The organism is Pseudomonas sp. MM227, from assembly GCF_947090715.1.
Classification (GTDB): Bacteria; Pseudomonadota; Gammaproteobacteria; order Pseudomonadales; family Pseudomonadaceae; genus Aquipseudomonas; species Aquipseudomonas baltica.
The window spans coordinates 3,451,120-3,464,362 of the sequence record NZ_OX352319.1 but is presented as its reverse complement, the minus strand read 5'-3'; the positions used below and the strand labels follow the sequence as shown (position 1 = coordinate 3,464,362).

Annotated in this window: 18 protein-coding genes and 1 pseudogene; 6 read left to right on the top strand and 13 right to left on the bottom strand. The window is 55.0% G+C overall.

Annotated elements, in window-relative coordinates; all coding sequences use genetic code 11:
• Nucleotides 1-135: 135 nt before the first annotated feature.
• A complete protein-coding gene (locus ONG87_RS15710) occupies nucleotides 136-954 on the top strand; it encodes a hypothetical protein (protein WP_264381603.1) in 819 nt (272 codons plus the stop codon).
• Nucleotides 951-1,358 (top strand): hypothetical protein, encoded by a 408-nt coding sequence (locus ONG87_RS15705; protein ID WP_264381602.1) that lies wholly within the window; start codon nucleotides 951-953, stop codon nucleotides 1,356-1,358. The genes ONG87_RS15710 and ONG87_RS15705 overlap by 4 nt, the downstream gene beginning before the upstream one ends.
• Nucleotides 1,359-1,367: 9 nt before the next feature.
• Here the strand turns inward: ONG87_RS15705 and ONG87_RS15700 are convergent, their stop codons facing one another.
• Genes ONG87_RS15700 through ONG87_RS15685 form a run of 4 tightly spaced genes read right to left on the bottom strand, consistent with a single transcriptional unit; the run spans nucleotide 1,368 to nucleotide 3,056 of the window.
• On the bottom strand, nucleotides 1,368-2,027 hold the full coding sequence (locus tag ONG87_RS15700; protein ID WP_264381601.1) for a tyrosine-type recombinase/integrase: 660 nt from the start codon (nucleotides 2,025-2,027) through the stop codon (nucleotides 1,368-1,370).
• Nucleotides 1,958-2,470, bottom strand: a complete 513-nt coding sequence (locus ONG87_RS15695) for a phage integrase Arm DNA-binding domain-containing protein (RefSeq protein ID WP_264381600.1) — start codon at nucleotides 2,468-2,470, stop codon at nucleotides 1,958-1,960. The genes ONG87_RS15700 and ONG87_RS15695 overlap by 70 nt, the downstream gene beginning before the upstream one ends.
• Nucleotides 2,451-2,690: an excisionase gene (locus ONG87_RS15690; RefSeq protein ID WP_264381599.1), complete on the bottom strand. Its 240-nt coding sequence runs from the start codon at nucleotides 2,688-2,690 to the stop codon at nucleotides 2,451-2,453. Before ONG87_RS15690 ends, ONG87_RS15695 begins: the two co-directional genes overlap by 20 nt.
• A 36-nt stretch (nucleotides 2,691-2,726) precedes the next feature.
• Nucleotides 2,727-3,056: a hypothetical protein gene (locus tag ONG87_RS15685; RefSeq protein ID WP_264381598.1), complete on the bottom strand. Its 330-nt coding sequence runs from the start codon at nucleotides 3,054-3,056 to the stop codon at nucleotides 2,727-2,729.
• 407 nt (nucleotides 3,057-3,463) lie between these two features.
• On the opposite strand from ONG87_RS15685, the gene ONG87_RS15680 reads away from it, so the two are divergent.
• On the top strand, nucleotides 3,464-3,931 hold the full coding sequence (locus ONG87_RS15680; RefSeq protein ID WP_264381597.1) for a hypothetical protein: 468 nt from the start codon (nucleotides 3,464-3,466) through the stop codon (nucleotides 3,929-3,931).
• 20 nt (nucleotides 3,932-3,951) lie between these two features.
• On the opposite strand, the gene ONG87_RS15675 is transcribed toward ONG87_RS15680, so the two are convergent.
• Both ONG87_RS15675 and ONG87_RS15670 read right to left on the bottom strand, forming a co-directional pair.
• Nucleotides 3,952-4,677 (bottom strand): hypothetical protein, encoded by a 726-nt coding sequence (locus tag ONG87_RS15675; protein WP_264381596.1) that lies wholly within the window; start codon nucleotides 4,675-4,677, stop codon nucleotides 3,952-3,954.
• On the bottom strand, nucleotides 4,674-4,919 hold the full coding sequence (locus tag ONG87_RS15670; RefSeq protein WP_264381595.1) for a hypothetical protein: 246 nt from the start codon (nucleotides 4,917-4,919) through the stop codon (nucleotides 4,674-4,676). Before ONG87_RS15670 ends, ONG87_RS15675 begins: the two co-directional genes overlap by 4 nt.
• 537 nt (nucleotides 4,920-5,456) lie before the next feature.
• Between ONG87_RS15670 and ONG87_RS15665 the strand changes: the two genes are divergently transcribed.
• Nucleotides 5,457-6,365: a putative phage abortive infection protein gene (locus ONG87_RS15665; RefSeq protein WP_264381594.1), complete on the top strand. Its 909-nt coding sequence runs from the start codon at nucleotides 5,457-5,459 to the stop codon at nucleotides 6,363-6,365.
• 193 nt (nucleotides 6,366-6,558) lie between these two features.
• On the opposite strand, the gene ONG87_RS15660 is transcribed toward ONG87_RS15665, so the two are convergent.
• From ONG87_RS15660 to ONG87_RS15645, 4 genes are read right to left on the bottom strand one after another with little or no spacing between them, the layout of a single operon-like run.
• Complete coding sequence (locus ONG87_RS15660) at nucleotides 6,559-6,774, bottom strand: LexA family transcriptional regulator (protein WP_264381593.1); 216 nt, start codon at nucleotides 6,772-6,774, stop codon at nucleotides 6,559-6,561.
• Nucleotides 6,775-6,828: 54 nt separating this feature from the next.
• Nucleotides 6,829-7,644, bottom strand: coding sequence for a YfdQ family protein (locus ONG87_RS15655; protein ID WP_264381592.1), 816 nt, complete (start codon nucleotides 7,642-7,644; stop codon nucleotides 6,829-6,831).
• 29 nt (nucleotides 7,645-7,673) lie between these two features.
• A complete protein-coding gene (locus ONG87_RS15650; protein WP_264381591.1) occupies nucleotides 7,674-8,021 on the bottom strand; it encodes a hypothetical protein in 348 nt (115 codons plus the stop codon).
• 23 nt (nucleotides 8,022-8,044) lie between these two features.
• Nucleotides 8,045-8,248 (bottom strand): hypothetical protein, encoded by a 204-nt coding sequence (locus tag ONG87_RS15645; RefSeq protein WP_264381590.1) that lies wholly within the window; start codon nucleotides 8,246-8,248, stop codon nucleotides 8,045-8,047.
• An 81-nt stretch (nucleotides 8,249-8,329) separates the two neighbouring features.
• Here ONG87_RS15645 and ONG87_RS15640 point away from each other — a divergent pair, with 81 nt between their 5' ends.
• Both ONG87_RS15640 and ONG87_RS15635 read left to right on the top strand, forming a co-directional pair.
• On the top strand, nucleotides 8,330-8,800 hold the full coding sequence (locus ONG87_RS15640; protein WP_264381589.1) for a LexA family transcriptional regulator: 471 nt from the start codon (nucleotides 8,330-8,332) through the stop codon (nucleotides 8,798-8,800).
• Nucleotides 8,801-8,820: 20 nt separating this feature from the next.
• Nucleotides 8,821-9,096, top strand: coding sequence for a hypothetical protein (locus ONG87_RS15635; protein ID WP_264381588.1), 276 nt, complete (start codon nucleotides 8,821-8,823; stop codon nucleotides 9,094-9,096).
• Between the two features lie 182 nt (nucleotides 9,097-9,278).
• On the opposite strand, the gene ONG87_RS15630 is transcribed toward ONG87_RS15635, so the two are convergent.
• From ONG87_RS15630 to ONG87_RS15620, 3 genes and pseudogenes are all read right to left on the bottom strand, one after another.
• Complete coding sequence (locus tag ONG87_RS15630) at nucleotides 9,279-9,686, bottom strand: DUF4145 domain-containing protein (protein WP_264381587.1); 408 nt, start codon at nucleotides 9,684-9,686, stop codon at nucleotides 9,279-9,281.
• Between the two features lie 644 nt (nucleotides 9,687-10,330).
• Nucleotides 10,331-11,566, bottom strand: coding sequence for an aromatic ring-hydroxylating dioxygenase subunit alpha (locus ONG87_RS15625; RefSeq protein ID WP_264381586.1), 1,236 nt, complete (start codon nucleotides 11,564-11,566; stop codon nucleotides 10,331-10,333).
• A gap of 136 nt (nucleotides 11,567-11,702) precedes the next feature.
• A pseudogene (locus ONG87_RS15620) lies at nucleotides 11,703-13,116 on the bottom strand (MmgE/PrpD family protein).
• Between the last annotated feature and the right edge of the window lie 127 nt (nucleotides 13,117-13,243).

Below are 13,243 nucleotides of genomic sequence, written 5' to 3'. Positions count from 1 at the left end.
AAATTGGGCAGTGAGGCTACAGATTGTTCAGCCAGGATCGCAATGGACGAGAGCGATCAAGCTGTTCGGTTTCCGAAGACCAGTCTAGTAACTGGGCGGGAGAGCCCTTCGGCAATGGTTCTATGAGGAGATTAAATGAGCATACCTGCCACCATCGCACACGACCTAATAGCTGAATTAGATGCTGTGAACGATGCTGACGCGAATCAGTTTCAGATTGGTCTTCTTTTAAGAAAGGCTGACAGACTTCTAACTACTGATGCTTTTTCTGGGTATGTCATCAAGGGTATTTTGTATTCATATCTTTGGGATGAAAAAAACACCAGGATATTCTTCGCTAAAGCCGAAGCGATTTCGACATCCAATATTTTTTTATACATGAATCAGGCTGTTGTTTTAGGCAGGCTCTCGTATGACTCGGAGTCTCGGCAATCTTATTTGAAAGCGGTGCAGATTTCCAGAGTTTCTGAAGAAGCAGCTTATCAGTACTTGCTAAGCTGTATTGGTTCGAATCGTCCGGATCTCATAGCTGATGGTTTGGATTTGTATGTCACTGCCGGCGGCAAGATGTCCAATAGGATATCCACTACAGTTCATAGTGCACAAAAATGTAAAGCTATGTTTGAATCGGCAGAAATCGATTTTAGTTTTGCTGAAACTATGCACGCTTTAGTGGGTAAGGTTGTAAGAGCATTCAAGGTTCGAGATCGTGGTTTAGGTCACACACTTATCGGCGAAGACGGGCTTTGCTACTTGTCAGTTTATGTTTCGGTACAAGCTACTGTGGATATAGTCGTTCAGATGAACGAGCAGCTGACTGCTGAGATATTGAGCGTGTACGATTTCTCTTGCGAGCAGGCAGACAAGCTTATCTACCACTTTGTGCCGTTATCTGATGATGAAGTTGAAGAGAAAGCTGTGGTGTCTTTGGCATCCGTTGGAGAGTCGATATGACTATCGGAGCGTGCGATCTTCTTAGCTATGCTGCACTTCTGAATCAGAATGATGCGCTAACTGAAGTTGAGCGGCGGAATATTGTTGGTAGGGCATACTATTCTGTATTTCATTCCGCTCTAGAGCTTGTGGAGTTTGATCTAAAAATAGATTTGTCCGAGATCAAAGCCTCGACTCATGCCAGCCTTTTTTTAGCACTGAAGTCTCATGCTACATCCAATCGCCCTTTGATGACTAAGCTGCAGGCTTTAAGTCGTGAGCTGAAGGCTTTGCACGGTCATCGTGTCATCTCCGACTATTACCTCAGCAAGACCGTTACCCAGACAACGGTGGAGCTTGTACTGGCTGAGGCCAGCAGATTGTCGAGACGGATATCTGAACTTCAGAGCACCGCAGCTGCATAGAAGTCGTATCTAAGCCACATCTATCCACTCGGCGCCACGGCTGTCACGATACATATCCGTCATTTTTGCCGACCTATGACCAAGAAGCGTTTGCGGGTCACGACCTTCGGCGGCGTGGAGACGGGCGGCTAAGGATCGCTGCTCATGGAACGTCGGCGGGCTGTCGCCGAGTGTGATGCCCAGCTTGGCGGCTGCTCTGTCACGTGCCAATGCAAACTCTTTGCTCAAAGTGTCGAGTACGACCCGGTCACCGGCCTTTGCGCGGCTGATGGTTCGGGTGTGATGCACCAGGTGTTGCGACAATACGCGGTCACGGCAGCGTTTTATCACTATCGCCAGCTCCAGCCCGGCGGACTCCAGGCGCAGCGCAGTGCTTATCCGGAGCCCAGCGCCAGTCTTGGACTGGACCACATGCAGGTATTTGTCATGCTCATCCTTGAAAAGCATGCTGGCGACGTCCTCACGCCGCTGGCCGGTCAGCAACGCAAGCTCCATCGCCCGCTTCAACCAAGGCTGCTTTGCCTCTTCCAGGGTGGCCAACCATAACTCCAAGCTCAGGCGCTCGCGTTTCACTGTCACCATGGCTGCCCTGGTGAGCTCTACGGGGTTGGTTTCAGTCCAGCCCGCAGCAATGGCCTCCGTGAACACGTCACGAAGCAATGAGCGCATAGCGCGCGCCATCTGTCCTTTCCCTCTTTGGACATCGCAGTCAGATAGTTTGCGATGTTCATTGTCGACACAGAGCGAATATCCATTCCGCCGAATGCCGTCTTGAGACGCTTGACGCGCATGCGCACGCTCTTCTTGCTGGACTCGGCCGGCTTCCGCTCCTGATATACCTCTTCGTACTTATCCAGCCAGTCACCAAACAGCCGTGCCGCTGGCGCCGCAGCCGCTACCATCCGAGTCGCCAACATTGGTCGGTGTGCATCCGCCAGGTTGGCGGACACCGCTTCACGAATGGCTGCGTCCTTGTCTTTGCCCAAGCCAAACCATCGATTGCTCACCGGATCACGGTAGGTGAAGTAGGTCGCTCCGGTTCGGCTGTCCTTCTTCTTGTAGAGGTTGGGCGGCAGGTCCTTCGATCCGGGGTTACGCGGCCTTGGTGCCATGTCGTGCGCTTTCGATTCGGCTGATAAGGCTTGTGCCCTTGGGGATTTGGTGCCGCACTTGCTCGCGGTAGCAAGCGTCATCCTCGACATAGTAGCTGCGGCCGTGCTTGACCGGCGCAGGGAATATGCAGCCGTCCCGCGCCCATTTGCGCAACGTATTGGCGCTGGGCGGCGTCCTGAATTGGTCCGCCGCCCATTCTTCAAGGGTTACCTTGCTCATGGGTATGCTCCGTGCCGCGCTTGGCGGCAGAAGTGGTTAGTCGATCTGGTAATAGACGTAGCAGTTGACGCCCTGGGCTTGCAGCGACTTGTGCATGGCCTGGACACCGGCATAGCGACGATTCCCCTGGCCCTTAAATGGCGTATCAAGGTGCAGCGCCCGTCCGTGCCAGCGGCTGGCCTCAGAGAGGTAGCCAGGCAAGCCGTGTTTTGCGATTGTGGATTCACGAACCTTGCGAATCGGGATAACGACGCGATCGAGATTTGCGCTACCGCCATCGTCTGGCTGAGCGTTAGCGGCCTCGACGCCTGCGGCCACGGCTATCCGGATCTTTTTGGGCAGCCCTTCGAGTTCTTCTTTTGTCATGGCATAGCTCCGCCCGCCGATCACCGGCAGGCTGCATAGATGGGAGGGAAGGGGTTACTTGGCGATGACGTCGGCGCTTGCGATGTAGCGGTCGAGGAGCATGCCTAGGAGGAGTTGCAGGCAGAGCCAAGCGGTGACGCATTTAGAGGCTAGTAGGCTCTTTTTTTTCTCGCTTGTGCATACCGCTGCTGGGGCTCCTTGGAGCAGGAGCGGTGGTTTCCATGGGCGCGGTATTGGCCGCATTCGTTGCAGACCTCGTTGTGTTGGAAGCAGGCCTACAATGTAGCCACCTATTGCAATGAGCTTATTTTTGGCTAGGGGGTTTTCGCAGATAGCAATATTTGTATTGAGCTGTTTGCGGAGGCTATGTATTCTCATGTTTCGAGTCGTAAGGTCTAGGTTTTATTGTGCCAAAAATAAAGTATCAGGATGAGTCCGCTAAATATAAGGTGCGATATGCAAAATACAAATCTTCGGGAGATTTAATTCATGAGATTATCTCTATATATCCTGATTCGTCTCGAATGCGAGCACTCATTGCAATGATGAGAGCGGGGGATATTTTTCCGCTTGAGATAAAAACAGGCTATTGCTGGGCGGTAGACGAAAACTGTAACTACGTTAAGCATTTGACTCTAGATCCACAAACTATTAGTGGTGGCTGCTTTGTTGTTAAATCTGGTAGGTACCATAGGGGGATGAGTTCGGGTTTGGACGAAGAACTTGAAAGATTATGTTTGAGAGGTAAAATGCAGGCATCAAAAGAAGATCCGGTGATGTCACTAAGCTTCGGCCCTCGAGTTCCAGCAGATTATTATGGGGATCACGATTACAGTATGTATCCAGGCGGATATACCCCCCATAAAGCCTACTAAGGTGAATAGCGTATTTAGTACTACCAAGTTAAGTCTATTTGCGATTCGATCTGCCAGTTCGGCGAACTGTTGTAAGCTTCGATCCTGTCGGCTATCACGCAGGCGCGCTGGCCGGCGGTGGGAGGCGCGTACATGCCGAAGCGGCTGATGCTGCCACCGTTGACCGCGGCGTTGGTGGAGTCTGCCGAGGTAAATGGCACGCGCTGGAAAATGTTCGGGTCGAGCATGCGCAGACCGTGCAACCGGCATGCCGGCCGGCCCTGGTCGTCGCAGATCGCGTTCATGGCCGCCCCCATACGCTTCCACCAAGCCGGGGTACCAGGCGAACGCCATTGCCCTGAACTGCCAAAGGCCACCATGGGCCATTCGCTAGCGAGACGCTGTAAGCGTTCGAGCGATTCGTGAAGGTGCCAGACAGGTACGCCGCGTATGTTCCGAGGCCACGCTGTCAGCCACGCATCGTTCGCCGCCTGATCCCCGTCGATCACATCAGGGATCAACGCCCAGTCGAAGCCTGGGTGGCGGTGCCAGTCCTCAACCCAGCGGGTATAGCCGTCGACGTCGAGCGTGCCGCCCTTGTTCCAGATGCTGAAGGCACCGTTGTCGAACACGAACGATTGGCACACCTCAGCGACTATTCCTACGTCGTCCTGGCGCGGAAAGGGCACCAGGGCGTGCCGGCCCGCAAGAAAGCGCGCACCGTCCTGGCGGGTGCCTCCGACTGGAGTACCGTGATAATGGATCATCTGCTCACCCTCAACGTTTCGATCTCGACGCCCTGGTGCACAGCCTTGATCGTCTGGTCGCCGCCCAAGCGCTCGGCCAGCTCATCCGCGATTCGTTCGTGGTAGCCGGACTTGACCAGCGCCGTGGCGGTCCGGATGTGCTCGACCATCACCACGTCCAACGTACGAATCTCTAGGCTGTAGATGATCGTGTCCCCGTCCGAAGGGCAGGTGGCCGCGAACGTGTGCCGGTAAATATTCATGGGGATAGCTCCGCCACACCGCTACAGCGGCTGACTTTGAGTTGAAGGGGAAGGGGTTACTTGGCGATGATGTCGGAACTTGCGATGAAGCGGCCGAGGATCATGCCGAGGGGGAGTTGCAGGCAGAGCCACACGATGACGCACTGAGCGGCTAGTAGGCTCATTTTTTCCTCGCTTTTACATACCGCTACTGGCTTTTGTTTGGAGCCGGAGCGGTGTTCACGTTGGGCGCGGTATACACCGCATTGGTGCAGCTGTTTGAAAATCGAGGGGTTGCACGGGTAGGCGGAGCGGTTTGGGGATACGATGGTAAGTGTTTATGCCGCCTCTAATTGGATGAGGATGTGCAACGTAAACAGGCAAACCACCGTAGCCGCTGTAATCCATTTCCACGAATCTTTTTCAGCAGTAAAATGTCGCGTTTTGAGCATGGAGAGCGCTATGAAGATACCAATAAAACGTAGAATCCACAGTCGGAGGGACGGGTCAAGTAGGAATTTTATCTATTTTCTAGGTGTCCTAGCACTGATACTGTCGATGACTGTTGGTGCGCTGGTGTTCGTTCATTTCCAGTTGGGTGTGGATTTGATGTGGGTGGAAATTAAAAACCCACAAACCGCTCAATATTGGGGGCAAATAGGTGATTTCATAGGCGGAGTACTAAATCCTTTATTAAGCTTTTTTGCTTTAATGGCCGTACTGTATAACTTGATGTTGCAGAGAGAGGAGCTTGCGTTGGCTCGGAGAGACGCCAAAGACGCGCAGGATATACAAAATAAACAGAGTAATATATTTAAGCAACAAAATTTTGAATCGGTATTTTTTAGATTGCTTGACGTCCATTCGCAGCTTTCAACGAATTTGAAGATTCAAGGCCGGCGCGGCGTAACTATAGCCGACCATCATGGTGCTGATGCTTTTGAAAAAATCGTTAAGATTTATTTTACTGAAAACGTTTTAATTTCCAAGTGCTTGGAGCTTGGTGAAGGGCAGGTAGATGCCGTTCAGAAGAATTCCCAAGATTTCCTATCTGCATACGTAGAGTCGGTTGGACATTATTTTAGAAATATCTACCAAATACTCAAGTATGTTGATGGGATGGGGCAGATTTCATCAGGCTCTCCAAGTAAAGCGCCGATGGGTATGGAGATTAGGCGAGCGATGCGCTCCTATAGATTGCAGAGAGATTATGCAAACATCCTACGAGCTCAGCTTAGCAGTAATGAAGTTGCATGTTTATTCCTTAACTGTTTGTCGCAGCAAGGTCTGGGGCTAAAGTACTACGTCGAAAAATATTCGATGTTAAAAAATCTGGAGCGAAGAGTGGTGAAGTATGATTCCGGCATCTTAAATCTTTATAGTTCTCTCGCATATGCTGACTATGAAGATATGGAGATGGCTGACATCATAAGTCATATTCGCATGCGATACGATTCCAAAGTATAAGGCTCTAATTGATTTATTATCTATAGATATGGATGTGTTGAGCAGCTTTTCAAGGTTGCGACATAACATGCTATATGTTAAGCAAGGCTTTAATGCCCGAATTTAAGTGCGCTGGTTTTCGATGCTTTGCTGCGGTGGTGTATTTGATCTTTCTTAGAAATATGACTGATGACTGGCAAATAAGGAGGGGTGGTCACACCGGGCGAATGCTGCGTGCGATGCCTGGCGTCTTGCTGACCAGCCTAAGCTTCACCAGAGCACCAAGTCTTTCGGCGACGCAGTTCGGCGTGACGCCTGCAGCAGCAGCCAGTTCGGCGACGGTGGGAGAGTACTGGTGTGCCTTGATATACTCTTTGATGTGTTTGAGCGTTTCAAGTTGGACTTTAGTGGGCTTCTTGCTGGCCGGCATTGATGGTCTCCTTCGTTTGCAGGGTGGGCGGGCCCGCCACAGGCCCGCGCATTTTTAACGTGGATCGAACGAGCCCAGTGCAAGGCTCGCCGCTTCGCCGATCTTGTCCTCGAGCACTGCCTTGAATTCCTGGGCAATGTCTTCGCGCTGGACCTCTTCACCGATCCAACGCAGCTTCAACACCGGCTGCTGGCCGCTGGTGATGACCGAAAGGCGGAACTTGATCTGCTGCTCCGTCAGGCCCTCGAACGGGATGACGTTGAACAGCAGTGCCACCGGCATGGTTTCCTTGCTGCGCGCTTCGATCTGGTCCATGGCGCTGCGGCTGGCGCTGGTATCCCCGACCGTTGTTTCCGATTCGCTGGTGGCCTTCACGGTGATGGTGCGCACCGCGGCGATAGCCTTGGCGATCGCGATGGCAGTTTCGTTCTCGTCGACCGGGGTCAGGTACTGGTGCCAGTCCTCGATCCAGTCGCTCATATCCTTCTGGGTCATCGCTTTGCCGTTGACCAACTGAGCGGCCTTGTAGCCTGCAGACGGCTTCAGCTTGACCAAGGCACGGTCGTCAGCGTGGCCCGGGCTGAGCTCGTCACCGATGTTGAAGAAAAGCGAGCAGGACATCTCGTCTTGGTCGATGAAGCCTTTGGCGCCGGGCATGTTTCGCTTGATCACATGGCCGACGAAATCAGCCAGCGAATGGGTAGAGAAGGTACCGCGGAACCGGCTCCGGCCGGCCATGTAGCGCTCAAGGTCGGCTACGCTCACGGCGTCTGGTATCAGCGCGACTGGCGTGTTGGTGGGCAGCATCTTGCCGGCGGCCGACAGTGCGGTCTCGGTAATCTGCTGGATTGCATCTTTGGTCAGGGACATTCTTCTATTCCTGGTGGTGGGGTTCGAGATCAGGTGCGGGGTTTGATCGGGGCGTCTTCACGACTGAACAACTGGTCGTGCTTCTCTTGGAAGAGGCTGATGCGGCCGCCGGAACCGACGTGCATCGGGGTATCCAAGCTGGTGTTCTCACTGCGCGTACCCCGCTTGGTGGGCACCTTGCAGTCCAGCTTGTGCTTGATCTTCACCTGGTGGGATTCTCCGATCTGGCTGAAGTCCAGTGTGATGACCAGTTTCCCGGCCTTGCCGTGGTCGACGACGCCCGAGGCGATTTCGGACAGGGCGTGGCCGATCTGGCTGGCGAAAGCGCCGCCGTTCAACTCTTCGAGGAACTCGGCGGTATCCGTGGGTGTAGGCATTACGTATCTCCAGGCGATGTAGTTCAGCTAGCCCAGCGGGTGCGGTACTTCACGATGTCGCGAGCAGTGGAAACGCCGCACCCAAACTTGGCCGCCAGGTATTCGTAGCCGCCAACGCCCGCTTCATACTCGGCGCGCATGGCGGATACTTGTTCAGTAGTGAGCTTTGCCCGCTGGTGGCTGGCGCGGCAGCGATGGTTTGTGTGGTTTCGAGTGATCTTTTGCATACAGTCCGCTCACGGGTATATCCAGCCAGCCCAGACAGGTACGCTGGTGCAAGTGGCGGTCGATCGTTCGCTTCAAAGCCGATGCCCGATCGCAATACCGTTCTCGCTTGCCATCAGCCTGATTCGTTTTTCGCAGGTGCCCATGGCTTCAGCGGCTTCCTTCACGCTGTAGCCTTGTTCGGCCAGGTGGCGCAGGTTGAGCGAATCCTTGTCGCGCTCGTTGCGCAGCTTGGCGTGGTGCTTGGCCATGGTCTGACCACCGACGCGCTCACCTACCTGGTGCGCGTCGCCGGTGACAGCATGACCCGTGCTGGGATATTCAACGGTGACCTACTGATCGTCGACAAGGGCGCGGAAGTGAAGAAGGGGCAGGTGATAATCGGGGTGGTGAATCAGGAGCCGATGGTGAAGCGTCTGGACTATGTTCGGGGCATGCCGGTGCTGAAGTCCGAAGGCGATGGCCACCACCATCGCTTCATCATGGAAGGCGACGAGTTCACCGTGTGGGGCGTCGTGACGCACAGCGTGCGTCAGCATGGCATCGAGCCATGAGGTGCCAAGTGACGCGCAGGATGCGCCTGGGCAAGCCGATTGAGGCGGCCGAGATCCGTGGGCTGCCGGCGGCCATGGGCGATCTGCGGATTAATGAAGAGTTGTGCCAAGCCCTGGGCAGGAACTCGAAGACGGCCAGCGTCAAGGGCGTGAACTCTATCGGTGCAAGCGAGCTGCCTTTGCTGCATGAGGCAGTGCTGTCGTGGATGGCGCCGAACGGGTTCGTGCTGAGCGGGCTGGAGGAAGAGGGCGGATGTCTCTATGCGCAGTCGTGGTGGTGCAAGAATGTGGGGTGAGAGTGAGCAGAACGCTCGGAGAAAGGGCTGAACATCTGTCTAATACTGGCGGTTCCTACCCTGCGTTTGTTGCCTTTAAGTTGAGCTTTGAGGCCCTTGCGATTTAGACAGGTAGGCCCGCGAGGGCACGCCGATCACGGCCTTGAGCACCTTTTAACCACTAATGCTGCATCATCAGCAGTTCAATTATTAGGATCAGGCGCTACCTGCTTAATCAGTCTGCGAGGTGTCCCTTTCGAAAGCTCTGCAGCGTGATGTCTGAGCGCAAATTTCTGTAGGAGATTTTCAACGATGTCCATTACATGCGCCACTTCTTGAACAGTTGGCGTATGACCTCGATGCGCTGCTGCATGACCGGCTTCCAATGCTACATCCAAAATCTCTTTATCTTGCTTGCTCAAGTGCCCATCAGTGACAAGTTTCGAAAGTTTTTTTGCAAAACCGCCAATGTCGCCGACCGCATCATTCATGTACATATCGACTATTGCCCGGGCGCCCATCATTGCCAAGCTTCTGCTGTTAGCGTGAAGAGCCGTGTAAATCTCGCGCAGCATGCTTTGCCAGTCTGCAGGAAGATGCGACTGCCACACGGGCGGTTTCCTGGAGACGCGAGGTGGGTAGTAGTCAATATCGTCGGATGCGTCAAACTCCGAATGCCACCATTCCACCCTCATAGATATCGACTCGCAGCCTCTACACTCGAGCATCAGGCTAGTTTTGCTCCATGAGTAGTCATGTCCCCACTCATTGAACTCATCCTCCGCCTGAACCTTTTTGGCAATCTGTTCATGCTTTGTGGATCGAGAGCACTCGTTGCAATGGGACCAGATAGAGATATTTTCGGTCATGAGATGCCATTCTAGAATTTTGATGCTCGGGAGCAAAACTTCCCCAAAACACATCCGTTTGGGTTAATGGTTATTGAAATACTGGCGTTCGTAAAAAACAGGCGTTTTCTTGATAGAAAATTGTGTAACTCTCTGAAAATAAATAAGTTTTCAAGATCCGCTACGGCATCCCAGGCTTTGATGCCGTAGAGAATATGAGCCATTGATCTAGGAGGGGCTGCGAATGCGCCCCACTGCCTCCCGAAAACGAATCGGGGAATTATGCGGCATCGACTGTGACAGCGCCATGCTTGCGTGGCGAGGAGGGAAGGCGGTGCGCGTGATTCGGCCACGCGGTCGCTGTGCAGACAGGGCGCGGGGGTGCAAATGCCCCCCCGGCTTCGAACCTAGCCAACCGACTTCAAAGGGATCGGCCCCTGAAGGCGATCGAGCATGGTATTGCAGTACCAGTCATCGAACTGGCAAACGCCGGTTTCAGCCGTTTCGGAAAACGGGCCCGGTTCGAACGACGGGGAAGTGACCCCACGCTGGGTGCCCTCCACCAGCGTCCTGTCCTGGTCGTTGGTGGCAATCCAGACTTTGGTGAGGCGATCCAGATCGTAGTCCACACCTTCCATGGCGGTGTTGTGCACCAGCCACTTGGTGGTCACCAGGGTTTCAGTGGCACTGATGGGCAGCACGCGGAAGCTCAACGCGTGGTCGCCCAGAAAGTGGTTCCAGGTCGACGGATAGTTGAAGTACAGCAAGGCGCCGATGTCGGGCTCGCCGGACTTGTCCAGGCGACCGTTGACGGCAGGTTTGCCGTCCATGGTGTAGCTGACAGCGCCCGCCGACAGCGGTATCCGGGTCATACGGAAACGGCCATGGATATCCATGACCAGGCGACTGGGCAAGCCTGCCTTTTCACACTTGTTCCAGTATGCCGCCAGTTCCGGATCGTCCTCCCCGCTGGTGCCACCCACTGAAAGATTATCCACGAACGAGTTCAAGAGTTCAGGGTGCGAGCCGTCGCAGTGGTAGCACTCGCGATTGTTCTCGAACACCAGTTTCCAGTTGCCTTTCTCGATAATGTTCGACTCGAAGGCAACTTTGCATTCTTCAAGGTTGTGCGGTGCCACGAACGGATCCACAGCCTTTCGGAACGATTCGAAGTCAGGTTTGACTACACCTACGCACACGTAGATGTAAGTGTTCACCACTTCGCAGTGCACCGGTTTGAGGTTGTATTGGCTCTTGTCGAAGTCCTGGCCCATGTTGCCGGCGAACAGCAGCTTGCCATCGAGCTCGAACGTCCACTTGTGGTACGGGCAGACCAGCTTGGCGACCTTGCCCTGCGCGGCTTCGCAGACCTTGGCTCCACGGTGGCGGCAGGCGTTGTGGAACGCTCTGACTTCGCCGTCCTTGCTGCGCACGATGACCACGGGGTAATCGCCTACTTGAAGCGTCATGTACTGACCGGGTTTGGCGACTTCGAAGGTATGGCCTGCGAAGATCCAGTCCTTGTGCCAGATCTGCTCGAGGTCCTGGCGATAGACTTCATTACTGCTATATAGCGCGCCCGGTAGCGAGTGGTTGGGCTTGCGTTGGGAAACCAGATCAAAAACGGTTTTCTTGAAATCCATATTTCCTCCAGGATGCAGACCTTGGGGGCCAGGTTAGATGCAGCTCGGCATTGCCGACTGGCTATTGATCGCAGCCTATACCCGCCAATCGAGGCGGATCAAACGACATTTAAGGCGTGCAATCAATGCGGGCAGGTTATGAATGGATCGCCTGCTCGCTCCCTTCGTCGAGCCGTGCGTGGCGCACTTCAGGCGGGTTGGCCCCCGGTGCAGTTGGGGCTTGAAAGATTTCCGAGAGCGCTTCTACCGCCGATGACGATGAAGCCAGGTTTTTGACCCCTGCCTTGATCGCTTCACGGGTTTTTTCATCCAGCGACACCGAAGCGAACATGTCGTACTTGCTCTCGAGTTCCGCGATGGTCATCGCGGTTTCCGGGTCACCTTTGGCGGCGGTGGTCTGGCTACGCAGTACGTTACCGTCGTCAAGGGTAACGATGACCCGTGACAGGATCTCTTCGGGGAAGCGCGCCGAAAGATCCGGCGCTTCCACGATCTCGATCCTGGCGCTCATGGCGAGAATGTCCGGGGCGCAGATCGATGCGCCCGTGACTTCTTCGGGCCCGACCTTGCCCCGGACGATAAGCGCGGCCAGAGGGAATGCAAGGGCGTATTGCGCCTCGTCGGCGTTGGCAGGGGTGTGCCCCTGCAGGCAGACCGATTCGAAGAACGTCTCGACGCGAATCTTCTCGATCCGATTGACCTCGATGCCGCCCGATACCTGCTGCAGTGCCACCATTGCCGTAAGCGCAGGCTGCGCCCAACGGCAGACGGGCCATGGCTTGAAGTATTGGCTGTCGATTTCCCAGCGATGGCCCAGATCCTGCCAGAACGCCGCGACGGATTCGTCCTCTATGGTTTCCGCCGGTGCCCCCGTCATGCCTTCGCGTGCCATCAGCAATGCGTTCAGCCCCGCGAATGCGCCGGCACCGTGACCGTCGCGCAGCATGGTCGGTGACTGCACCACGCGCATCATCGGGCAGCGTGCACTGAAGTATTCGGCGATGCCCAGCGCGTGCCGGAATGTCGATTCGTCGAAGCCCAGCATCCTCGCCCCGGCACACACCACACCAATGCCCGAGAAGCCGCCAGAGGCATGGTAGGTCGGCGAGGTGGCCATCAATGCGACGCCTGCGCGCAGGGCGGTTTCGTAGCCGATACACAGCGCCGTCAACAGTTCACGACCGCTCACTGGCTTGCCTTGGTGGGCCAGCGCATCTGCCAGGGCGAGCAGGGCGGGCACCACAGTGGCGCCTGCGTGGCCCTTGGAGGTGAAGTGACCCTCGTGAGCGTCGAGGCTGTCGGCAGTGAATCCACCCGCCCAGCCGGCACCGAGCACATTGACCCGCTGGCCGTCGAAGATCATGCGGCTGGTGAACTCGCCCCCCAGGGTAATGCGCTCGGGCGTATCGTCGAACAGCTTTGCTGGTGTCGTTGCCCGTCGCTCCGGCCATGACCCCGAGAATATCGAGCAGGCTGTTCATGAGGATCTGTTGGGTCTTGGCAGGTGCCTGTTGAAAATCGAAATCTCGGCAGAACAGGAATAGCGACATCCAGCGGCTCCTTCGAATGATCCTGCAGGTCAGTGCTGACCGACGTGATTCAACGATGAGCGCATCGCCGCCAAGGCGCGAGCAACTTTTTCGCAGGGCTATGCATAACGTCCAGTAATGCTGAACG